At 73.7% G+C, this 20,942-nt stretch carries 19 protein-coding genes and 1 pseudogene; 12 read left to right on the forward strand and 8 right to left on the reverse strand.

All coding sequences use genetic code 11. From position 1 onward, the window contains the following. The 8 genes and pseudogenes from ABT015_RS20310 to ABT015_RS20345 form a co-directional block, all read left to right on the forward strand. Nucleotides 1–306 (forward strand): annotated as a pseudogene (locus tag ABT015_RS20310) (manganese transporter); the annotation flags it as partial. Between the two features lie 95 nt (nt 307–401). Further along, the gene (locus ABT015_RS20315) at nt 402–674 is read left to right on the forward strand and encodes a hypothetical protein (protein WP_350880917.1); all 273 of its coding nucleotides are present in this window, start codon (nt 402–404) and stop codon (nt 672–674) included. Between the two features lie 74 nt (nt 675–748). Then, complete coding sequence (locus tag ABT015_RS20320; RefSeq protein ID WP_350880919.1) at nt 749–1,015, forward strand: hypothetical protein; 267 nt, start codon at nt 749–751, stop codon at nt 1,013–1,015. A 76-nt stretch (nt 1,016–1,091) separates the two neighbouring features. Continuing rightward, the gene (locus ABT015_RS20325; protein ID WP_350880921.1) at nt 1,092–1,499 is read left to right on the forward strand and encodes a winged helix-turn-helix domain-containing protein; all 408 of its coding nucleotides are present in this window, start codon (nt 1,092–1,094) and stop codon (nt 1,497–1,499) included. Nucleotides 1,500–1,570: 71 nt separating this feature from the next. After that, on the forward strand, nt 1,571–2,032 hold the full coding sequence (locus ABT015_RS20330; RefSeq protein ID WP_350880923.1) for a hypothetical protein: 462 nt from the start codon (nt 1,571–1,573) through the stop codon (nt 2,030–2,032). Continuing rightward, nucleotides 2,029–2,394, forward strand: a complete 366-nt coding sequence (locus tag ABT015_RS20335) for a VOC family protein (protein WP_350880925.1) — start codon at nt 2,029–2,031, stop codon at nt 2,392–2,394. Before ABT015_RS20330 ends, ABT015_RS20335 begins: the two co-directional genes overlap by 4 nt. A gap of 299 nt (nt 2,395–2,693) precedes the next feature. Beyond that, nucleotides 2,694–4,451, forward strand: a complete 1,758-nt coding sequence (locus ABT015_RS20340) for an ABC transporter permease (protein ID WP_350880927.1) — start codon at nt 2,694–2,696, stop codon at nt 4,449–4,451. A gap of 33 nt (nt 4,452–4,484) precedes the next feature. Further along, complete coding sequence (locus ABT015_RS20345) at nt 4,485–5,885, forward strand: ABC transporter ATP-binding protein (RefSeq protein WP_350880929.1); 1,401 nt, start codon at nt 4,485–4,487, stop codon at nt 5,883–5,885. A gap of 10 nt (nt 5,886–5,895) precedes the next feature. Here ABT015_RS20345 and ABT015_RS20350 read toward each other — a convergent pair whose 3' ends face one another. The 5 genes from ABT015_RS20350 to ABT015_RS20370 form a co-directional block, all read right to left on the reverse strand. After that, nucleotides 5,896–6,312 (reverse strand): ArsR/SmtB family transcription factor, encoded by a 417-nt coding sequence (locus ABT015_RS20350; RefSeq protein ID WP_350880931.1) that lies wholly within the window; start codon nt 6,310–6,312, stop codon nt 5,896–5,898. Between the two features lie 337 nt (nt 6,313–6,649). Next, a complete protein-coding gene (locus ABT015_RS20355) occupies nt 6,650–7,687 on the reverse strand; it encodes an isocitrate/isopropylmalate dehydrogenase family protein (protein ID WP_350880933.1) in 1,038 nt (345 codons plus the stop codon). A 119-nt stretch (nt 7,688–7,806) separates the two neighbouring features. After that, nucleotides 7,807–8,445 carry a 3-isopropylmalate dehydratase small subunit gene (gene leuD / locus ABT015_RS20360; protein ID WP_350880935.1) on the reverse strand — a complete coding sequence of 213 codons (639 nt, stop codon included), beginning with the start codon at nt 8,443–8,445 and terminating at the stop codon, nt 7,807–7,809. A 91-nt stretch (nt 8,446–8,536) separates the two neighbouring features. Continuing rightward, nucleotides 8,537–9,937: a 3-isopropylmalate dehydratase large subunit gene (leuC, locus tag ABT015_RS20365; RefSeq protein WP_350880937.1), complete on the reverse strand. Its 1,401-nt coding sequence runs from the start codon at nt 9,935–9,937 to the stop codon at nt 8,537–8,539. After that, nucleotides 9,937–11,130: a LeuA family protein gene (locus ABT015_RS20370; protein ID WP_350880939.1), complete on the reverse strand. Its 1,194-nt coding sequence runs from the start codon at nt 11,128–11,130 to the stop codon at nt 9,937–9,939. Before ABT015_RS20370 ends, leuC begins: the two co-directional genes overlap by 1 nt. 301 nt (nt 11,131–11,431) lie before the next feature. On the opposite strand from ABT015_RS20370, the gene ABT015_RS20375 reads away from it, so the two are divergent. Next, on the forward strand, nt 11,432–11,770 hold the full coding sequence (locus ABT015_RS20375) for a hydroxyisourate hydrolase (RefSeq protein ID WP_063349729.1): 339 nt from the start codon (nt 11,432–11,434) through the stop codon (nt 11,768–11,770). On the opposite strand, the gene ABT015_RS20380 is transcribed toward ABT015_RS20375, so the two are convergent. Together ABT015_RS20380 and ABT015_RS20385 are read right to left on the reverse strand one after the other, a co-directional pair. Further along, nucleotides 11,767–14,892 carry an AfsR/SARP family transcriptional regulator gene (locus tag ABT015_RS20380; RefSeq protein WP_350880942.1) on the reverse strand — a complete coding sequence of 1,042 codons (3,126 nt, stop codon included), beginning with the start codon at nt 14,890–14,892 and terminating at the stop codon, nt 11,767–11,769. The two genes, ABT015_RS20375 and ABT015_RS20380, sit on opposite strands and share 4 nt — an antisense overlap. Before the next feature lie 220 nt (nt 14,893–15,112). Next, complete coding sequence (locus ABT015_RS20385; RefSeq protein WP_350881063.1) at nt 15,113–16,456, reverse strand: class II 3-deoxy-7-phosphoheptulonate synthase; 1,344 nt, start codon at nt 16,454–16,456, stop codon at nt 15,113–15,115. Nucleotides 16,457–16,651: 195 nt separating this feature from the next. On the opposite strand from ABT015_RS20385, the gene ABT015_RS20390 reads away from it, so the two are divergent. The 3 genes from ABT015_RS20390 to trpD are packed head-to-tail and all read left to right on the forward strand — an operon-like array spanning nt 16,652 to nt 19,826. Then, the gene (locus ABT015_RS20390) at nt 16,652–18,151 is read left to right on the forward strand and encodes an anthranilate synthase component I family protein (protein WP_350880944.1); all 1,500 of its coding nucleotides are present in this window, start codon (nt 16,652–16,654) and stop codon (nt 18,149–18,151) included. Beyond that, nucleotides 18,148–18,723 (forward strand): anthranilate synthase component II, encoded by a 576-nt coding sequence (locus ABT015_RS20395; RefSeq protein ID WP_063349726.1) that lies wholly within the window; start codon nt 18,148–18,150, stop codon nt 18,721–18,723. The genes ABT015_RS20390 and ABT015_RS20395 overlap by 4 nt, the downstream gene beginning before the upstream one ends. Before the next feature lie 41 nt (nt 18,724–18,764). Next, nucleotides 18,765–19,826, forward strand: a complete 1,062-nt coding sequence (gene trpD, locus ABT015_RS20400) for an anthranilate phosphoribosyltransferase (protein ID WP_350880946.1) — start codon at nt 18,765–18,767, stop codon at nt 19,824–19,826. Nucleotides 19,827–20,022: 196 nt separating this feature from the next. On the opposite strand, the gene ddaH is transcribed toward trpD, so the two are convergent. After that, a complete protein-coding gene (ddaH, locus tag ABT015_RS20405; RefSeq protein WP_350880948.1) occupies nt 20,023–20,862 on the reverse strand; it encodes a dimethylargininase in 840 nt (279 codons plus the stop codon). Between the last annotated feature and the right edge of the window lie 80 nt (nt 20,863–20,942).

Below are 20,942 nucleotides of genomic sequence, written 5' to 3' on the forward strand. Positions count from 1 at the left end.
ATCCTGACCGCCGCCGTGGTCTGGCCCGACATCAGCTCGCAGGCCATCCTGTGGATCATGGCCGGCTGCGGCGTGGTCGGCGTCCTGGTCGCCGGATACTTCTTCACCTTCGGCCGCACCGCCACCAAGGAAGACCCGATCGACCGCACCGGCCGCGAGGAGTGGCGGATGCCCCCGCTGGACACCCTCGGCAAGCCGGTCATGTCCACCGCCCGCAAGGTCGGCATGGGCGCCCTGCGCGCCTACCTCCTGGTCGCGATGGTGATGGTCATCATCAAGATCGTCCAGACCGCGCTCAACCACTGAGCCGCCGCCGGGGCGGCGCCCGACAGTACCGCCGCCCCGGCCCCGACCCGGAAACCTCGACCGCCCCGCACCCGGGGAAGGAAGGAAGTACGGCCATGCGCACCGCCCTTCACCACCACTGCCCGCGCGTCCGCCTCGCCCTGCACGACGGCGTCGAGAGGAACTACCGCCTCGACGACCCCGGCGCCTGCCCGCACTCCGGCACGCCCAACACCCGGGCCTGCGCGTACGAGCCGCGCGTGCACCTGGCCTACCTGCTGGCCCGCCAGGGCCACCGCCCGGACTGGCTCGCCGACTTCGCGGACCTCCCGCCGGCCGCCGCGCGCCGCCTCAGCCGCGCCGCCGCCCGCCACCGGCCGCGCGGCTGACGCCCCGCCGACCGCACCACCCGCGCCCTCGCGCACCCCCTCCACCCGCTGTCCTGTCACGGAGGTGACCTGCCATGTCCATCGTCGCCGCGTTCCACCCCTCCCTCCCGTCCGCCGGCCGCGGCCGCCTGCGCGCCGCGCTCGCCGCCGTGGGCCGACGCCTGGCGGAGAGCCCGCTGGACAGCCCCGTCCTGCACGCCGTCACGGCCCAGGCCCCGGCACCGGCCGCCGCCTCCGCCGACCGCCCCGTCCGGCTGCGGGCCAGCTGGCGGACCGTCGCGGCCCCGGACGGCACCGCCCGGCTGGAAGCCTCCTGGCACCCCTGGCACCCCGCCCGCTGACCGGCCCGTACCGGCCCGTACCGACTCGCAACCATTCGCACCGACTCCGCACCGACCCGCCGAAGGAGCATCCGCCATGGCCGTGCGCTACCCCAGGCTCGAAGCCATCTTCTCGGACCACACCGCCGCCGCCCCGCCCCGGCGGCCGCGCCCCGCCCCGGCCGCCCGGCCCGCCGTCGACCCGGACACCGGCCTGGTGGTGGACCCCGAACAGCGCACCGTCACCGTCGACGGGCAGCAACTGACGCTCCCCTACCTGGAGTTCGAGCTGCTCGCACACCTGGTCGACAACCCGCTGCGGGTCCACTCCCGCCGCCAGCTGATGGAGACGGTCTGGGGCCGCCCGGACACCGGCGACACCCGCACCATCGCCACCCACATAGCCCGGATCCGCCGCAAGCTCGGCCCCGGCCACCGGGAGGCGATCGCCACCGTCCGCCAGATCGGCTACAAGTACGACCCCCGCCTGACCCGCGTCGCCTGACCGCCGACCGATCGCACCGACCGAGGCCCGATCACCCGCCGGCCACCACCCCACCGAAGGAGGACACCGCCGTGACCAGAACCGCCCTGTTCCCCTGGACCAGCAGAGGGGCGGCGCTGTGCGGCGTCCTGCTCCTCCTCACCCTCCAGGGGATCGCCGTCGGCGTCGCCCCGGGGCGGCTGAGGCTCTTCCTCTGCGGCGTGCTCATCGGCGCCTCGGCGGCCGGGCTGCTCCTCGCCCTGCTGCTCGCCCGCAGCGGGCGCGGCACCGCCCGACCCGCCGCCCCCGACGAGGACGACGCCCAGTGGTTCAGCGCCCGCTCGCTGGACGGGTTCCCGATGGAGCAGGTCCGACCGCTGCTGCTGTCGCCCGGCGCCCCGGGCCTGAACCGGCTCTACACCGCCTGGGTGTTCGCCACGCACGGGCACGACCCCCAGTGGATCGCCCACCACCTCGACCTGTCCACCCCGACCGCCCGGCTGCTGGTCACCGCGGCCCGGCACCACACCGCTCCCGACAGGAGGCCGCAGTGATCACGGCCCTCGACCACGTCCAGCTCTCCGCACCCCCCGGCAGCGAGGCCTTGCTGCGGGCCTTCTACGGCGACGTCCTGCAGATGGCGGAGATCCCCAAGCCCCGACCGCTGACCGAGGGCGGCGGCTGCTGGTTCGCCGCCGACGGCGGCCGGGTCCGGCTCTACCTCGGCATCGAGGAGCGCTTCCGCCCCAGCACCAAGGCCCACCCCGGGATCGCGGTCTCCGAGATCGACGACTTCGCCTCGCGGCTGTCCGAACTCGGCGCACTGGTGGTCTGGGACGACAGCCTGCCGCCCGGGCGCCGCTTCTACACCACCGACCCCGTCGGCAACCTGCTGGAGTTCGTCGAAACGGCCTGAGCCGGCGCGCGGAGGAACCCCGGATCCATTTGCCTACGGACGTACCGAAGGAGCAGACTGCCCGGGGCCCGCAGGACGGGCCGGGACAACGCGGGACGACACCAGACGACACCACCGGAGGAGGCGGCCATGGGCGAGGACCCTCCCAGTACGCGCTGCCGTACCGACCGCCTCCCCCACGCCCGCCCGCGCGCCTGACGCGACGGCCCGGGGGGACGCGGCGTTCGTCCCGATCCCGCTGACGTCGCACGCACCTCACCCGACCCCGGGGCCCCGGGTGCGCGCCGGAGGTGCACCCCATGACCCTGCCGAAGCCGGCCCCGGGCGCCGCCCGGGGCTCACTGCCGTCCCGGACGGCCGCCCGCCTGGCCCGGATGACCTGGGTGGACGTACTCGTCGCGGCCGCCGTCCTGGTGCTGCTCTACCTCGCGCTGCGGGTCGGGCAGGGCACCACCGTCCGGTTCTCCACCGGCCGGAACGCGGCGGTCGACACCGATCCGGCCCGGCTGCCGTACGACGCGGCCCGCTCGCTGCTGCGGATGTTCGCCGCGCTCGCCGTGTCGGTGGTCTTCACCTTCGGCTACGCCTACGCCGCGGCCCGCAGCCGCCGGCTGGAACGGGTCCTGATCCCGGCCCTGGACATCCTCCAGTCGGTGCCGGTGCTCGCCTTCCTGACCGTCGCGGTGACCGGCTTCCTCGCCCTGTTCCCCGGCTCCGTACTGGGCCTGGAGTGCGCGGCGGTGTTCGCCATCTTCACCTCCCAGGCCTGGAACATGACCTTCGGCTTCTACTGCTCGCTGGTCTCGCTGCCACCCGAACTCGACGAGCTGTCCCGCTCGTTCCGCTTCACCCGGTGGATGCGGTTCTGGAAGGTCGAACTGCCCTCGGGCATGATCGGCCTGGTCTGGAACGGCATGCTGAGCTTCGGCGGCGGCTGGTTCTTCCTGGTCGCCTCCGAGGCGATCAGCGTCGACAACCAGCGCTACGCGCTGCCCGGGGTCGGCTCCTACGCGGGCGCGGCCATCGCCGCCGGCGACCTCGGCCGGGTCGGCTGGGCGATCGCCACCATGGCCGTCCTGGTGATCGGCGTCAACCTGCTGTTCTGGCGCCCGCTCACCGCCTGGGCCGAACGCTTCAAGAACGAGCAGTCCGAGGCCACCGAGGTGCAGCGCTCCGTCGTGCTGGACCTGCTGCGCCGCTCCCACTGGCCCGGACTGCTCGGCCGGCTGCTGCGCCCGGGGTGGCGGGCGCTCTCCCGGGCCGGGCGCCTGCTGGGCACCGACGACCGCCCGCTGGCCGTCGGCCCCGGGCGGCGGCGCGCCGGGGACGCCGCCTTCGCCGCCGTCGCCGGCGGCCTGGTGCTCTGGGGCCTGGTCGACCTCGGCCGCTACCTGCACGGCGCGACCGGCCTCGGCGTGTTCGGCGAACCGCTGCTGCTCGGCCTCGCCACGCTCGCCCGGGTCGTCGTCCTGGTGACCGTCGCCACCCTGGTCTGGGTACCGGTCGGCGTGCGGATCGGCTTCTCCCCCAGGCTGACCCGGATCGCCCAGCCGCTGGTGCAGGTGCTCGCCAGCTTCCCGGCCAACTTCCTCTTCCCCCTGGTCGTCTGGCTGCTGCTGCGGACCGGGCTGTCGATCGACCTCGGCGGCGTCCTGCTGATGGCCCTCGGCGCCCAGTGGTACATCCTGTTCAACACCATCGCCGGCGCCATGGCCATCCCCACCGACCTGCGCGAGGCCATGGACGACCTGGGCGTGCGCGGCTGGCAGCGCTGGCGGCGGCTGATCATCCCCGGGATCTTCCCGGCCTACGTCACCGGCGGCCTCACCGCCTCCGGCGGCGCCTGGAACGCCTCCATCGTCTCCGAGGTCGTCACCTTCGGCGGCACCACGCTCACCGCCACCGGCCTCGGCGCGTACATCGCGCGGGCCACCGAGCGCGGCGACTACCCGCACCTGCTCGCCGGGGTGGCGGTGATGAGCCTGTACGTCGTCGCCCTCAACCGGCTGCTCTGGCGCCGCCTCTACCGGCTGGCCGAGCGCCGCTACTCGCTCTGACCCGCGCCCGCTCCCCGCCCCGGAGGTCCCCGCATGCGCTTCCCGTTCCCGCGCGCCGCCCGCACCGCGCCGCCCGCCGCCGCCGTGTTCCCGCCCGCCGGCTCCCCCGACCTCCCCGGCTCCCCCGCCGACGGCGAGATCCTGCTGGAGACCGTCGGCCTCACCAAGGCCTACGCCGGCGCCGACGGCGCGCTGCCCGTGCTGTCCGGCATCGACCTCACCGTCCGGGCCGGCGAGATCGTCGCCCTGCTCGGCCGCTCCGGCTCCGGCAAGTCCACCCTGCTGCGCTGCCTGTCCGGGCTGATCCCGCCCAGCTCCGGCACCGTCGCCTACCGCGGCACCCCGCTCACCGGCGCCAACCCGGGCACCGCCCTGGTGTTCCAGACGTTCGCGCTGCTGCCCTGGCTGACCGTCCGGCAGAACGTCGAACTCGGACTGGAGGCCCGCGGCGTGCCGCCCCGGGAACGCGCCGAGGCCGCCGTCCAGGCCATCGACCTGATCGGCCTGGCCGGCTTCGAGTCCGCCTACCCCAAGGAGCTCTCCGGCGGCATGCGCCAGCGCGTCGGCTTCGCCCGCGCCCTGGTCGTCGAACCGGACGTGCTGATGATGGACGAGCCCTTCTCCGCGCTGGACGTTCTCACCGCCGAGAACCTGCGCGGCGAACTGCTGGAGCTGTGGGAGTCCGGCCAGTTCCCCACCCGCGCCGTCGTCCTGGTCACCCACAACATCGAGGAGGCGGTCCTGATGGCCGACCGCATCGTCGTCCTCGGCTCCCGCCCGTACGGCACCATCCGGGAGACCGTCGAGGTCGACCTCGACCGGCCCCGCGACCGCGACGCCGACGCCTTCGACGAACTCGTCGACCGGGTCTACCGGATCATGACCGGACGCCCCAAGGAGACCCGGCTGCCCGGCCGCGCCGACGGCGCCCGGCCCGACCGGCGCACCGTCGCCAACACCCCGCTGCCCACCGCCAGCGTGGACGGCCTCGCCGGCCTCGCCGCGATGATCGCCCACCGCGGCGGCTGCTGCGACCTCGCCGACCTGGCCGACGAACTCGGCCTCGACATCGACGACATGCTCCCCCAGCTCGACGCCCTCGACCTGCTCGGCTTCGCCGAGATCCACGGCGACGACCTGCTGCTCACCGACGCCGGCACCGCCTTCACCGGAGCCGACGTCCAGGAGTCCCGGAGCATCTTCGCCGAAGCCGCGGTGGACGTCCCGCTGGTCCGGCTGATCACCAACGGCCTGCACGGCCGCCCCGGCGCCGCCGTGCGCGCCGGCTTCTTCCGCGACCTGCTCGCCCACCACTACACCAGCGAACAGGTCGACCGGCAGCTGGAGACCGCCACCGACTGGGGCCGCTACGCCGGGCTGTTCGGCTACGACGCCGCCCTGCGGGAGTACCGGCTCGACGAGGAGACCGCCTGAAGCGCCGGAATCAGGCCTGACCGGTGGCCGGGCGGCGGCGGGCGGAGCGGACGGCGCGGGCGAACGGCTGCTCGGCCGTCGCGGCGGCCGGGCCGGTACCGCCGCCGTCACCGCCGTCACCGCGCCCGGGCAGGTCGTTGGCGATCAGCGCCGCCTCCGTCAGCAGGCCGCGCACCTCGGCGGCCCGGTAGAAGATCCGGGTGCCCTCCCGGCGCGAGACGACCAGCCCGGCCGCCCGCAGCCTGGCCAGGTGCTGCGAGGTCGCCGCCACGTGCGCGCCCAGCAGCTCCGCCAGTTCGCTGACCGGCAGCTCCCGCCGGGTCAGCGCCCAGAGCAGCCGGTACCGGGACGGGTCGGCGACCGCCTTCAGCACCGCGACCGCCCGCTCCGCCGCGTCCGTGTCCCACGCCTCATCCTGCGCACCCATGCCAGGATCCTACCGAGCCGGCCCCGCCGCCCGGCCGGGCGGCGGGCGTCGATAGCGGGCCGATGGCCGGGGCTGCCAGGCTTCAGCCAACCTTTCCACCGCTGCCGACCGGCCGCACCGTCCAGGAGTTGGAGTCCGTACGAGATGATCGAGCACACCACGTTCCGTACCGCGGTCAGCGAATCGCACGAGCACAATCCCTGGGGCTGAGCGGCCTGGGTCCGCCTCCGGACGCCCGCCCGCCCGCCGGGCGGTGTCGGGGAGAACGGACCCGGCCGCCGTGGTCGGTGGGGCGACCACGGCGGCGGTTGGGGGGGGGTGGGGGCGGGTCATGCCGTCAGGCCGCGGCGAGGGCCGCCCTGACCGCGGCACCGACCTGCTCGGTGGTGAGGGAGCCGCCGAGGTCCGGCGTGCAGGCGCCCTCCGCCACGGCCGTGCCGACCGCCAGCTGGATCGCCTTCGCTTCGGCGGCCCAGCCCAGGCGCTCCAGCATCAGCGCGGAGCTGAGGATGGCGCCGAAGGGGTTTCCGATGCCCTGGCCGGCGATGTCGGGCGCGCTGCCGTGCACCGGCTCGTAGAGGCCGAACCCGGTGTCCGGGTTGATGTTGGCCGAGGCCGCGTTGCCCAGGCCGCCGGCCAGCATGGCCGCCAGGTCGCTGAGGATGTCGCCGTACGAGTTGTTGGTGACGATCACGTCGAACTGCGACGGGTCGGAGATCAGCTTCATCGCGGCGGCGTCGACGTAGAGGTGGGTGGAGTCGATGGCGGGGTGCTTCGCGGCGGCCTCGCGGAACACCCGCTGCCACACCTGGCCGCCGTGCCGGACGGCGTTGGACTTGTCGACCATGCAGACGCCGCGCTCGGCGATCGAGTACGCGTACTCCATCACCCGCGAGACGCCCATGTAGGTGCTGACGTCCGCGTCGACGGCCATCTCGTGCACGGTGTTCCCGCGCAGCACTCCGCCGATGTCGGTGTAGAGGCCCTCGGTGTTCTCCCGGACGATCACGGCGTCGATGGCGCGGGTCCGGGCGTCGCGCAGCGGGCTCAGCCGCTCCTGGAGCAGGGTGGCCGGGCGGTGGTTGACGTACAGGTCGAGGTCGAAGCGCAGGCGCAGCAGGACGCCGCGGCCGTAGTCCGAGGTCTTCACGCGGGGGTCGCCGATGGCGCCGAAGAGCACCGAGTCGCTCGCCTTGATCCGCTCGAAGTCCTCGTCGGACAGGGAGACCCCGGTCCGCAGGTAGGTGTCGGCGTTGACGTGGTCGAGCACGTCGATCGCGAGGTCCAGGCCCAGCGACTCGATGGTCTCCAGGGCCTCCTTGGTCACCTCGGGGCCGATGCCGTCACCGGGGATGACGGTCACTGTCTTGGTCATGGGTCTCTCACCGTTTCTGGGGTGGGGCCGGCCGGTTGTGGGTCGGGTCGGCCGGGCCGGGGGCGTGGGGCAGGGTCACCGCCGCGCGGCCCTGGGAGCTGCGCCGGGGGGCGCGGTCGTCAGGAGGCCCGGCGCTGCTTCGCGGTGTCCGGAGAGGAGAAGGCGCCGCGGGTGATGCTGGTCATCCAGGCCGGGCGGCCCTGCTCGAAGGCGGCGATCGCGTCGGCCTTGCGCAGGGTGACGTCGATGTCGTCGAGGCCGTTGAGCAGCAGCCAGCGGGCGCGGTGGTCGGCCTCGAACTCCCAGGTCCCGAGGTCGGTGCCGACGGTCAGCTGCTCCAGGTCGACGGTGATCTCGAACTTCGGGTCGGCCTGGGCGCGTTCGGCGAGGTCGGCGACGACGGACACCGGCAGGGCGACGGCCAGCAGGCCGTTCTTCAGCGCGTTGCGCAGGAAGATGTCGCCGAAGCTGGTGGCGATGACGGCCCGGAAGCCCCAGTCGCGCAGGGCCCACACGGCGTGCTCGCGGGAGCTGCCGGTGCCGAAGTTGTGGCCCGCCACCAGGACGCTCGCATCCTGGTGTTCCGGCTGGTTCAGGACGAACCCGGACTCCTTGCGCCAGTGCCCGAACAGGGTGTCGGCGTAGCCGGTCTTGGTCAGCCGCTTGCAGAACTCGGCCGGGATGATCTGGTCGGTGTCGACGTCGTCCCGGGACAGGGCCACGGCCTGTCCGGTGTGCGCCGTGAGCGGCTCCTTCATGCCTCTGCCCCCTGCTGGTCGGTCTGGCTGCGGTCGGTCGGGCGGGTCTGGCGGGTGGAACGGGTCGGGCGGGTGTGCCCGGCGGGCGCGGTCACAGCTCGGTCGGCGCGGCCAGGCGGCCGACCACGGCGGTGGCGGCGGCGACGACGGGCGAGACCAGGTGGGTGCGGGCGTGGGTGCCCTGCCGGCCCTCGTAGTTGCGGTTGGAGGTGGACGCGACCCGCTGGATGCCCTGGAGGCGGTCGGCGTTGATGCCCATGCACATCGAGCAGCCGGAGAGCCGCCACTGCGCGCCCGCGTCGATGAAGACCTGGTCCAGGCCCTCCTCCTCGGCCTGGGCCCGGACGGCCATCGAGCCGGGGACGACGAGCATGGTGATCCGGTCGGAGACCTTGCGGCCGCGCAGCACGTCGGCCGCGGCCCGCAGGTCCTCGATCCGGCCGTTGGTGCAGGAGCCGAGGAAGACCGTGTTGATCTCGACGTCCCGCAGGGCGACGTCCGGTTCGAGGCCCATGTACTCCAGGGCGCGGCGTGCGGCCTGCTGCTCGGCGGGGGTCGCGAAGGTCTCGGGCGCCGGCACCGCGGCGTCCAGCGGGACGGCCTGGCCGGGGTTGGTGCCCCAGGTGACGAAGGGCTTGAGCCCGGTGACGTCCAGTTCGACCACGCGGTCGAAGGCGGCGCCCTCGTCGGTGCGCAGGGACTGCCAGTAGCGGACGGCCTCGTCCCAGTCGGCCTCGGCGGCCGGGTCCCAGCGCTCGCGCAGGTAGGCGAGCGTGGTGTCGTCGGGGGCGATCAGGCCGGCGCGGGCGCCCGCCTCGATGCTCATGTTGCAGACCGTCATCCGCCCCTCCATGGAGAGGTTCTCGACGGCCTTGCCGCGGTACTCGATCGCGTAGCCGTTGGCGCCGTTGGCGCCGATGTGCGCGATCAGCGCGAGGATCAGGTCCTTCGGCGTGACGTCGGCCGGCGGCTCGCCGACGAACTCGACGGACATCGTCCGGGGACGCTGGAGCGCCAGCGTCTGGGTGGCGAGCACGTGCTCGACGTCGCTGGTGCCGACGCCGAAGGCGAGCGCCCCGAAGGCGCCGTGCGTGGAGGTGTGGCTGTCACCGCACACCACGGTCATGCCGGGGCGCACGAAGCCCAGTTCGGGCGCCACCACGTGCACGATGCCCTGCCGGTCGTCGCCGAGCGAGAACAGCTCGATCCCCTGCTCCTCGCAGTTCTCGCGCAGGCGCTCCAGTTGGGCGCTGCCCATCGCGTCCTTGACCAGCAGCGTGTTGGTGGGCACGTTGTGGTCCTCGAGGGCGAGCGCGAGGTCGGGCCGGCGGACCCGGCGGCCGGCCAGCTGGAGGCCGTCGAAGGCCTGCGGGGAACTCGCCTCGTGGAGCAGGTGCAGGTCGATGTAGAGCAGGTCGGGCTCGCCCGGTGCCTGGTCGACGACGTGGCTCTGCCAGACCTTCTCGATCAGGTTGCGCTCGGTGCCGCCCATCAGCTGGCCACCGCCATCTCGCTGGTGCGCTCCAGGCGCTCGGCGATGATCCCGCGCAGCTCGCCCAGTTCGATGCAGGTGCCGTCGGCGCGGCCCGCGATGTAGGTCTCGTAGATCTCGTCGAGCAGGTCGCGCTCGGCGCCGATTCCCATCTGGTCGAACAGGTTGCGGACCACATTGCGCCCGGAGTGCCGGCCGATGAGAATTCCGCGCTCCCGGCCGAAGCTGTGCGGCTCGACGTATTCGTAGGTCACCGGATTGCGCAGCATTCCGGCCTGGTGGATTCCGGCCTGGGTGGCGAAGGCGTTCTCCCCGAATATCGCCTTGTTGCGCGGCGTCGACATTCCGATGATCCGGGCCAGCAGCTGGTAGGCCTCGTAGAACTTCTCGGTGCGCAGCCGGCTGGTCAGGCCGAGCTGCTCGCCCTTGTAGAGCAGCACCGCGGCCAGCTCCTCCAGCGGGGTGTTGCCCGCGCGCTCGCCGATGCCGGCGATGGTGGCCTGCACCTCGTCCGCGCCCGCCTCGACGCCGGCCAGGGCGTTGGCGAGGGAGAGCCCGAGGTCCTGGTGGCAGTGGGTGGACAGGATGATGTGGTCCGGGATCCAGGAGCGGACCCGCGCCACCTGGGCGCCGAACTCGGCCGGGAGCAGGCAGCCGGTGGTGTCGGCGAGCGCCACCGTGACGGCGCCCTCCTCGATGCCGGCCTCGATCATCGGGCGCAGCAGGTCGTCGCTACCCCGGCTGGCGTCCTCGATGCCGAGCGTGATGTCGGTGAAGCCCAGCTCGCGGGCGAACCGGATGCTGTCGATGATCTCGTGCAGGCCCTCGGCCCGGGTGAGGCCGCGCTTGTGCTCCAGGTGGACGTCGCTGCCGGTGGCCATGATCTGGACCTGGTGGCGGTCGACGCCGCCGGCCTCGGCGGCCAGCTCGATGTCCGCGCGGACGGCCCGGTTGAGAGTCGCCACCTTGGCGGTGGTGAGCGCGCCCGCGATCAGTCTGGTCGCCTCGAAGTCACGCGGTGAGGAGCTGGGGAAGCCCGCCTCGATGGTGTCGACGCCGGTCGCCTCGATGGCGAGGGCCAGCTCCAGTTTCTGGTCGGGGTTCATCGCGTTGCCCGGGGCCTGTTCGCCGTCGCGCAGTGTCGAGTCGAATACCCGGAGCCGCCGTGCGGTGGGGACGGATTTCGAAGACATGGATTTTCCGCCTCTTTCGGGAACGCCGCCGGACGGGCGACCGGACGGGAGGTCGCGGTGTGCGGCGGCGGAGGATTGTGGCTGGCAGCGGTGACTTTACTGGTCCGGAATCACTGCCCGTCAAGACTTTTCGAACAAATAATCATTCGATGGCGGGCCGATAGCGGGACCCCTGACAATAGGCTTGACGCGCCCTTTTCCCGATGCATCGTGTACTGAGGCAAGGAGTGGTTTTCATGCGAGATATCCCGTCCGAGGAACGTCCGCCGGCCCGGTTACCGAGCCCGGGGCGGGTGGGCTGATGGCGCGGGTCATCGTCGAAGCGCTGGACAGCGTCCACGGGCGCACCGCCGCCGGCCTCGACGCGAGACTGGAGTCGCTGGTCGACAACGAGTGGGTGCCGGTGGTCGAGCGCAGAACGGACGCGAGCGGCCGGATCGAGGAGTGGGGCGGGACGGACGGCGGGCGCGGCCTCTACCGGCTGGTGTTCGACGTCGACCGGTACTTCAGCGGGCTCGGCCTGTTCACCGTGCACCCCGAGGTGGCGGCCACCTTCCGGGTCTCCGACGGCGAGTCGGGGCACCGGGTGAGCCTCACCCTCTCACTGAACCACTACGCGGTGGCCTTCATCGCCGACTAGGACGGTGGACCCGGGCCCGCGGGGGGCTCCGGGTCGCCGGCGGCCAGCCGGGCGGAGCGCAGCAGGTCGAGCGTGCGGGCCTCCTCGGCGGGGGTCCGCATCAGGCGGAACACCAGCCGGGCCCGCCGCAGGTGCTGGACCGCCAGGTCGGCCTCCCCGGTGCCGAGCGCCAACTCGCCGAGGGTGACGAGGATCCGGCCCATGATCAGCCGCTCGTTGGAGCCCTCGGCGAGGAGCAGGGCGCGGTGCAGGGCGTGGGCGGCCTCGCCGCTCTCGCCGAGCCGGTGGCGGGCCGCCCCGATGCCGTGCAGGGCGTAGATCTCGCCGGTGTGGTCGCCGATCAGCCGGACGACGTCGAGGGCGCGGGAGAAGGCCTCCAGGGCCCGGTCGTAGCCGCCGCGTTCCAGGTGGCTCTGGCCCATCCGGTGCAGCACCTGGGCCTCGACCCGCCGCCCGCGGCCCTCCCGGCTCAGCCGCAGCGCCTCGTCGAGGAGCTCCCCGGCGCCCTCCTCGTCGCCCGCGCCGAGTCTGAGCTGGGCCAGGTTGTGCAGCACGTAGGCGACGGCGACGGAGCCGCCGCTCGCCCGCAGGACGGTGAGGGCGGCCTGGTAGTGGGCGGTCGCCTCGTCGATCCGGCCGTCCACCCGGGCGAGGTAGCCGAGGCCGCGGGCGGTGAGGGCGGAGCCGAGGTCGTCGCCGAGGTCGGTGAAGATCCCGGCGGCCTGGCGGAAGCGCTCCTCGGCGGCGGCGAAGTTCTGCCGGGTCAGCGCGAGCGAGCCGAGGGAGTGCAGTGCGGCGGCCTGGCCGAGCCGGTCGCCGCCCTTGCGGGCGGCCGCGAGGGCGAGTTCGTGGGTGTCGCGCCAGTCGTCGAGGCGGCCGTGGGTCTCCAGGAACGTCACGGCGGTGACGGCGAGTTCCCAGCAGTGCGCGGTGAGGCCCATCATGGCCGCCTGTCTGACCCGGGGCACGAGCATGGGCCGCTCCCGGGCGAACCACCGCAGCGGCTCGGCCAGCAGCCGGTCCACCGTCCGGGCGGGCAGCGGGTGCAGGGCGGTGCCGCGGCCGCGGATCAGCACGTCGCGGCCGTACTCGCGTTGCCTCGCCTCGATCAGCAGGTAGAGGAAGCAGCCGATCACCCGGGCCAGCGCGGACTCCCGCTCCTCGACGCTCTCCTCGTCGACGAGGCGTTCGCGCGCGAAGACCCGGACCAGGTTGTGCAGCCGGTACTGGGTGTGGCGTCCGGGCGCGGTGCCGACGGCGTCCAGCAGCTGGGCGTCGGAGAGTTCGTCGATCAGGTCCTGGACCTGGTACTCGGGCAGGTCGAGCAGCGCCATGCCGACCCAGGTGGAGAACGGCCCCTCGTCGATCAGGGCGATCCGCCGCAGCAGCCGGCGGGCGTCCTCGCTGACGCTCTCGTAGGTGAGCGAGAGGCCTGCCCTGATGCCGACGTCGGCGTACTTGAGCTCGTCGAGCCGGCGGGTCCCGTCCTCCAGCCGCTCCACCAGTTCGGTGATCTCCCAGTGCGGCCGGGCGGCGAGCCGGGCGCCGGCGATGCGCAGCGCCAGCGGCAGGTGGTCGCAGAGTTCGGCGAGCGCCTTCGCCGCCTCCGGTTCGGCCGCCACCCGGGCGGGACCGGCGATCCGGCCGAGCAGTTCCGCGGACTGCTCGGGGTCGAAGGTGGCGACATCCACCCGGACGGCTCCGGCGAGGCTGCCGATGTGCCGCCGGCTGGTGACGATCACGGCCGAGGTGGGCTTGCCCGGCAGCAGCGGGGTGATCTGGCTCTCGGTGGCGACGTTGTCGAGGACGATCAGCACCCGGCGCTCGGCGAGCAGGGCCCGGTACATCTCGGCCCGCTCCTCCAGCCCGTCGGGGATGGCGGTGCCGTTGACGCCGAGGGCGCGCAGGAAGCGCTCCAGCACCTGGGCCGGGCCGACGCTGTCGGGGGCCCCGGCGTGCAGGTCGGCGAAGAGCTGCCCGCCGGGGAACTCGGCGGCGATCTGGTGGGCCGCGTGGACGGCCACGGCGGTCTTGCCGACCCCGGCCTTGCCGACGACGGAGACGATCGGGACGGCGAGCCGGGACTGGTCGTGCGAGGAGAGCAGCAGCCGTTCGCGCAGGCCGGCGAGCAGGTGCTCGCGGCCGGTGAAGTCGGCGAGGTCGGCGGGGAGCATCTCCGGGACGGTGACGGTGACGGGGGCGGCGGGGGCCACGGGCGGCGCGGCGGCGGGTTCGGCGGCCGGGGCGCCGTGGGCGGCGGTCGGGCGGCCGTCGGGCAGGTCGAGCCGGGGGTCGCCGGCGAGGATGGAGAGTTCGAGCCGCTGCAGCCGGGGGTCGGGTTCGACGCCGAGTTCGTCGATCATCCACTGGCGGGTGTCGCGGTAGACCTGGAGCGCCTCGGTCTGGCGCCCGGAGCGGTAGAGCGCCAGCATCAGCTGGCCGCGCAGCCGCTCCCGTAACGGGAACTCGTCGACCAGGCCGATGAGTTCGCCGACGGCCGCACCGTGCCGGCCGAGCGCGAGTTCGAGCTGGATGCACTCCTCGGTGGCGCCGACCCACTGCTCGGTGAGCTGGCCGGCGGCGGACCGGATCGACTCGCTGGGCAGGCCGCCGAGGGGGTCGCCGCGCCACAGGCCGAGCGCCTGCCGGAAGAGGGAGGCGGCCTCCGCCGTCCGGTCGCGGTCCGCCGCCGTCCGGTCGTGGGCCTCCGCCTTCCGGTCGCGCAGCGCCCGCGCCTTCCCGACCGAGTCGCGGGCCTGGAGCAGGTCGAGCTGGGCGTCCGCCGCCTTCACCATGTAGCCCTGCGGGTGGGTGGTGATGACGTCGGAGAGGCCGTGCACGGCGAACAGCCGGCGCAGGGCGGAGACGCTGATCTGCAACTGCGCGCGGGCGGTGGCCGGCGGGGCCTCCTCGTAGAGGGCGCGGACCAGGCGGTCCACGCTGACCACCCGGTTGACGTCGAGGAGCAGCGCGGCGAGCACCGTCTGCTGCCGGATCCCGCCGAGGTTCAGCGGCCTGGCGTCGACGAGCGCTTCGAGCGGGCCGAGAATGCGGTACTCGACCCGGGGCACGGGTGAGGAACTGCCGTCGTGGCGTATGCCGGAACCAGGTCGGTACCCCACCGTTTCCACTCCCCCCAGAGGAATAGGCGCAGGATCGCAAGGCACTCTAAGGACGGCCCGGTCAATGGGTCAACGATATTCAGTTCTCCCCAAAAGACGCCGCCTGAAGGACTGCGATCGGCGTTCGCGGCCCCGGGTGACCGGCGAAGAATCGGCGCGGAAATGCCGGTTGGCCGGATCGGCGCGCACCGATCCGGCCAACCGTCGCCCCGGGCGGTTCTCAGGCCTTCATCAGCTCCGCGACCCGGAAGGCGAGGTCGAGGGACTGGCGGTGGTTCAGCCGCGGGTCGCAGGCCGTCTCGTAGCGCTGGTGCAGGTCCTCGGCGCGGACCTGGTCGCCGCCGCCGAGGCACTCCGTGACGTCGTCGCCGGTGAGCTCGACGTGGATGCCGCCGGCGTGCGTGCCCAGCTCCCGGTGCACCTCGAAGAAGCCGGCGACCTCGCCCAGGATGTCGTCGAAGCGGCGGGTCTTGCGGCCGTCGTCGGTCTGGACGGTGTTGCCGTGCATCGGGTCGCAGATCCAGGCGACCCGGGCGCCCTCCGCCGTGACCTTCTCCACCAGTGGCGGCAGCAGTTCGCGCACCCGGCCCGCGCCCATCCGCACCACGAAGGTCAGCCGGCCGGGCCGGCGGTCGGGGTCGAGGCGGTCGACGTAGCCGAGGACCTCGTCCGCGGTGGTCGTGGGGCCGAGCTTGACGGCGATCGGGTTGTGGATCCCGGCGAAGTACGCGATGTGCGCGTCGTCCAGGCCCCTCGTCCGCTCGCCGACCCAGAGCAGGTGCCCGCTGGTGGCGTAGTGCGCGCCGGTGCGCGGGTCGGTGCGGGTGAGGGGCTGCTCGTAGTCCAGCAGCAGTCCCTCGTGGCTGGCGAAGAACTCGGCCTCCAGCAGCCCGGCCGGGTCGCAGCCGCAGGCTTGCAGGAAGCGCAGCGCGCGGTCCACGCCGTCGGCCAGTTCCTCGTAGCGGCGGGCCTCGGCGGAGTCCTCCAGGAAGCCGCGGTTCCACTGGTGGGCCTGGTAGAGGGAGGCGCTGCCGCCGGCCGCGAAGCCGCGGACCAGGTTGAGGGTGACCGCGGACGCCTCGTACATCCGCCGCAGCCGCGCCGGGTCCGGGCGGCGGGCCGCCTCGGTGAACTCCGGGCCGTTGACCGCGTCGCCCCGGTAGGAGGGCAGGCTGAGGCCGTCACGGGTCTCGTCCGGCTGGGAGCGGGGCTTGGCGTACTGCCCGGCCAGCCGGCCGATCTTCACGACCGGGACGCCGCTCGCGTAGGTCAGCACCACCGCCATCTGCAGCAGGGTGCGCAGCTTGGCGGTGACCGCGTCCGCGCTGAGCCCGCCGAAGGTCTCGGCGCAGTCGCCGCCCTGGAGGACGAAGGCCTCGCCGGCGGCGACGGCGGCCATCCGGTCGGTCAGCCGGTCGCACTCCTCGGCGAGGACCAGGGGCGGGGCGGCCGACAGGTCGGCGACCACCTCGCGCAGCGCCGCCTGGTCCGGCCACTGCGGTTGCTGGGCCGCCGGCAGGGAACGCCAGGCGGCAGGTGCTCCGGTCTGCGGAATTCGATTCATCACGGCCCTCGGATGGGAACGGAAATCGCTGGCCCGCTCATTGCAGCCCGGCTGCGGAAAGAAGGTCAAGCGTCCGCGAATTGGCCTGCTCCCGCACCGCAGAACTGGTCTGACCGCCTTCCGGGACGAACGGATTGACTGGAGGCCATTGGTTCACCGGCCGTACCCAGCCGGCCATTCACGATGAGGATTCCGATGCCAGACGCGCCATCGCACCCTCCGTTCGCCGTCCGGCTCGGCACCGAGCCGCTGCCGCCGCACGACCCGCTGGAGCTGTACACGCGGCTGGGCGACCGGCTCGGCGCGGAGCAGGTGTACCTGCTGGAGAGCCTGACCGAGTCCGGCAGGCAGGGCGGGCCCGCGGTGCTCGGCTGCGGACCGCTCGCCGAGATCCGGCTGTACGGCTCGTACCTGGAGATCGACGGGATCGCGGAGCTCGCCCCGGTGCTGCGGGCGACCGCCGAGGCGGCGGGCCTCACCCCCGCCGCGGACGCCCCCGGGCGGCTGGAGGCCCCCGAGCCGGCCCGCGTCTGGGAGTTCCTGCGGCGCGCGCAGGGCCTGTTCGGCCTGGAGCCGGGCCTGCCCGGCGACCGCTTCCACTTCGGCTTCCTGGCCCGGTTCGGCTACGACGCGGCCTGGCACATGGAGGACCTGCCGGCCCGGGCGCTGCCGCCGGCCCGCCCGGACGCCGTGCTGACGCTGTTCCGCGACAGCGTGCACTACGGCACCGACGGCGCGCCGGTCCTGCGGACCGCCGACAGCCCGGCCTTCGGCGAGCACGGCCGCCACGACCTGGCGGGCGCGGCCCGGGAGGCGGCCGGGCAGGAGCCGCAGGCCGCGTGCCCGCCGGCCGTCCGCCCGCGGTCCGTGCACGACAGCGTGGACCGCGACACCTTCCACGGCTGGGTCCGGCGCTGCCTGGAGCACATCGGGGTCGGCGACATCTACCAGATCCAGGTCGGCCACCGGATCGACGTCCGCACCGCGCTGACGCCGGTCGAGGTCTACCGGCGGCTGCGCTCGCGCAACCCCTCCCCGCACATGTACCTGCTCCCGAACGGCGAGGGCACGCTGATCGGCGCCAGCCCCGAGCTGCTGTTCCGGATCGAGGACGGCCGGATCGTGATGCGCCCGATCGCCGGCACCACCCGTCGCGACCAGGACGAGGAGGAGAACGAGCGGCGGATCAAGGCCCTGCTGGCGAGCACCAAGGAGCAGGCCGAGCACGTCATGCTGGTCGACCTCTCCCGCAACGACATCAGCCGGGTCTGCAAGCCGCACACCCTGACGGCCGACGACCTGATGGTGGTGGAGACCTTCTCGCACGTCTTCCACCTGGTGTCCACGGTCAGCGCCGAGTTGGAGGAGGACGCCGACGTGTGGCGGTCGCTGTGCGCGACCTTCCCGGCCGGCACCATGACCGGCGCGCCGAAGCTGCGCGCCATGGAGATCATCCACGAGATCGAGCGGGAGCCGCGCGGAGCCTACGCCGGTGCCGTCGGCCTGATCGACGTCGGCGGCTGGAGCGAACTGGCCCTGTGCATCCGCACGATCGCGCACGACGGCGCGGTGTACTCCGTGCAGAGTTCCGCGGGGATCGTCGCCGACTCGACCCCCGAGGGCGAGTGGAACGAGACGTTGGCGAAGCTGGGCGCCGCCTACTGGGCCCTGACGGGTGAGGAGTTGACGGCGTGAAGGTTCTGCTGGTGGACGCGCGGGACAGCTTCGTCCACATCATCGACCAGTACCTGCGGGCGCTCGGCGCGGACACCGAGGTGGTCCGCTCGCACACCCGCACCCCCGAGCAGCTGGCCGCGACCGCGCCCGACGCGGTCGTGCTCGGCCCCGGCCCCGGGCACCCGGCGGCCTCCGGCCACGTCGAGCTCGTCCACCACTTCGCCGGGAAGGTCCCGCTGCTCGGCGTGTGCCTGGGCCACCAGGCGATCGGCCTGGCGTTCGGCGGGCGGGTCCAGGTCGCCGACCGGCTGATGCACGGGCGCACCAGCACCGTGACGCACGACGGGCGCGGCCTGTTCGCCGGCCTCGGCAACAGCCTCACCGCGACCAGGTACCACTCCCTGATCGTCACCCAGCCGCTGCCCGAGGACCTGGAACTCACCGCGACCGCCGACGACGACGGCTACGTCATGGGCATGCGGCACCGCAGCCTGCCCATCGAGTCGGTGCAGTTCCACCCCGAGAGCATCACCACCACCGGCGGCATGCAGCTGCTGGAGAACTTCCTCGCTGTCGGCGCCGGGCGCTGACCGCACGCACATCGGAATCGACGAGCGGAAATGGGTGACCAGTGACAGGGAATGGTGAACCGCGCAGCTGGCCGCAGCTGCTCGCGGCGCTGATCGGCGGGACGGACCTGAGCACCGCCGACACCGCCTGGGCGATGGACCGGGTGATGCGCGGCGAGGCGGCGCCCGCGCAGCTGGCCGGGTTCCTGGTGGCGCTGCGGGCCAAGGGCGAGACCGCCGAGGAGGTCGACGGGCTGGTCCGGGCCGCGCGCGAGCACACGGTGCGGGTCGACGTGCCGGGGCCGACGCTGGACATCGTCGGCACCGGCGGGGACGGCGCCAAGACCGTGAACGTGTCCACCATGGCCGCGATCGTGGCGGCCGCCGCCGGGGCCCGGGTGGTCAAGCACGGCAACCGCTCGGCCTCCTCCGCCTCCGGCTCGGCGGACGTGCTGGAGCGGCTCGGCATCGCGCTGGAGCTCTCGGCCGAGGAGGTGGCCCGCTCGGTGCGCGAGGTCGGCATCGGCTTCTGCTTCGCCCCGGCCTTCCACCCGGCGTTCCGCCACGCGGCCGTCGCCCGCAGGGAGTTGGGCGTGCCGACGGCCTTCAACGCGCTGGGCCCGCTGACCAACCCGGCCTCGCCCACGGCCATGGCGGTCGGCGTCGCCGACCCCCGGCTGGGCCCGCTGATCGCCGCCGTGTTCGCCCGCCAGGGCGTGGACGCGCTGGTCTTCCGGGGCGACGACGGCCTCGACGAACTGTCCGTCTCCACCACCTCCACGGTCTGGACGGCGACCACCGGCCGGTTCGTGCAGGAGCGGCTCGACCCGCGCGAGCTCGGGATCGCGACGGCGGCCCCGGACGCGCTGCGCGGCGGCGACGCCGCCCACAACGCGGGCGTGGTCCACGCCGTCCTGGACGGCGAGCAGGGCCCCGTCCGCGACGCCGTCCTGCTGTCCGCGGCGGCCGGACTGGCGGCGCTGACGCCCTCCGAGCGGCCGGTCGTCGAGCGGCTGGCGGCCGCGCTGCCCCGGGCCGCCGAGGCGGTCGACTCGGGCGCGGCGGCCGCCCTGCTGAAGCGCTGGGCCGAGAGCGGGCCGCCGCGCGCGGGGCGGCGGGACTGAGCCGCCACCGGGCCGCCGCCGACGGGCGGCGGCACCGGGGCGCGACGCCGACGGGCCGCGCGGACCTCCTCGGGGGGAGGCCCGCGCGGCCCGTCGGCGTTGGTGCGGGGTGGTGCTACGGCCCGAGTCCGCCCCGTTCGTCCGCCCCCGGCGTCACGGAGGCAGGCGAAGGGGCGGACGGGCGGGCAGGCAGCGGTCAGGCGCGGTGGCGCAGCTCCAGCGTGCAGCACTTGACGCTGCCGCCGCCCTTGAGCAGCTCGGACAGGTCGACGCCGATCGGCTCGAAGCCGCGCTCCCGCAGCTTGTCGGCGAGGCCGGTGGCCGCCTCCGGCAGGAACACGTGCAGACCGTCGCTGACCGCGTTGAGGCCGAACACGGCGGCGTCGCCGGCGTCGGCCAGCACCGCGTCCGGGAACAGCCGGCGCAGCACCTCGCGGCTGCCCGCGGAGAAGGCCTCCGGGTTGTACATGATCTCGTCGCCGTCCAGCACGGCCAGCGCGGTGTCCAGGTGGTAGTAGCGCGGGTCGATCAGCTCCAGGCCGATCACCGGGCGCCCGAAGAACTCCTGGGCCTCGGCGTGACCGGCCGGCGTGCTGCGGAAACCCCGCCCGGCGAGCACGTACTCGGCGGTGACCAGGAAGTCGCCCTCGCCCTCGTTGACGTGCTCCGGGTCGTGCAGCTCGGGGTAGCCGTTGGCGCGGAACCACTCCAGGTAGGCGGGGCCCTCGGCGGCCCGTTCGGCGTTGCGGAAGCGGGCGCCGAGCACCTTGCCGTCGACCACGGTGGCGCCGTTGGCCGCGTAGACCATGTCGGGCAGGCCCTGGATCGGGTCGATCAGGTCGACCCGGTGGCCGAGCTCCTGGTAGAGCGCGTACAGCCGCTCCCACTGCGCCACGGCGAGCCCGGTGTCGACCGGCTTCGCCGGGTCCATCCACGGGTTGATCGCATAGGTGACCTCGAAGTGGCTGGGGCGGCACATCAGGTAGTGCCGGGGCCGGGCCGTGCGCTCGGCGGGGCGCGGGGTGACAGCGTTCATCGGTGACTCCTCGTGAGGGCTTCGGACAACGGGCGGTGTCGCTGCGGTCCGGACGGGCGGCAATCGGGTGCCTGCGGGGC

The organism is Kitasatospora sp. NPDC094016 (assembly GCF_040304045.1).
Classification (GTDB): Bacteria; Actinomycetota; Actinomycetes; order Streptomycetales; family Streptomycetaceae; genus Kitasatospora.

What these genes read in the sequence shown, in the direction of transcription:
- ABT015_RS20355 (WP_350880933.1), bottom strand. Translation starts at nt 7,687, where the DNA reads ATGACCAAGACAGTGACCGTCATCCCCGGTGACGGCATCGGCCCCGAG.
- ABT015_RS20385 (WP_350881063.1), bottom strand. Translation starts at nt 16,456, where the DNA reads ATGAATCGAATTCCGCAGACCGGAGCACCTGCCGCCTGGCGTTCCCTG.
- ddaH (WP_350880948.1), bottom strand. Translation starts at nt 20,862, where the DNA reads ATGAACGCTGTCACCCCGCGCCCCGCCGAGCGCACGGCCCGGCCCCGG.
- ABT015_RS20390 (WP_350880944.1), top strand. Translation starts at nt 16,652, where the DNA reads ATGCCAGACGCGCCATCGCACCCTCCGTTCGCCGTCCGGCTCGGCACC.
- ABT015_RS20315 (WP_350880917.1), top strand. Translation starts at nt 402, where the DNA reads ATGCGCACCGCCCTTCACCACCACTGCCCGCGCGTCCGCCTCGCCCTG.
- ABT015_RS20345 (WP_350880929.1), top strand. Translation starts at nt 4,485, where the DNA reads ATGCGCTTCCCGTTCCCGCGCGCCGCCCGCACCGCGCCGCCCGCCGCC.
- ABT015_RS20350 (WP_350880931.1), bottom strand. Translation starts at nt 6,312, where the DNA reads ATGGGTGCGCAGGATGAGGCGTGGGACACGGACGCGGCGGAGCGGGCG.
- ABT015_RS20320 (WP_350880919.1), top strand. Translation starts at nt 749, where the DNA reads ATGTCCATCGTCGCCGCGTTCCACCCCTCCCTCCCGTCCGCCGGCCGC.
- ABT015_RS20325 (WP_350880921.1), top strand. Translation starts at nt 1,092, where the DNA reads ATGGCCGTGCGCTACCCCAGGCTCGAAGCCATCTTCTCGGACCACACC.
- leuD (WP_350880935.1), bottom strand. Translation starts at nt 8,445, where the DNA reads ATGAAGGAGCCGCTCACGGCGCACACCGGACAGGCCGTGGCCCTGTCC.
- leuC (WP_350880937.1), bottom strand. Translation starts at nt 9,937, where the DNA reads ATGGGCGGCACCGAGCGCAACCTGATCGAGAAGGTCTGGCAGAGCCAC.
- ABT015_RS20375 (WP_063349729.1), top strand. Translation starts at nt 11,432, where the DNA reads ATGGCGCGGGTCATCGTCGAAGCGCTGGACAGCGTCCACGGGCGCACC.
- ABT015_RS20340 (WP_350880927.1), top strand. Translation starts at nt 2,694, where the DNA reads ATGACCCTGCCGAAGCCGGCCCCGGGCGCCGCCCGGGGCTCACTGCCG.
- ABT015_RS20370 (WP_350880939.1), bottom strand. Translation starts at nt 11,130, where the DNA reads ATGTCTTCGAAATCCGTCCCCACCGCACGGCGGCTCCGGGTATTCGAC.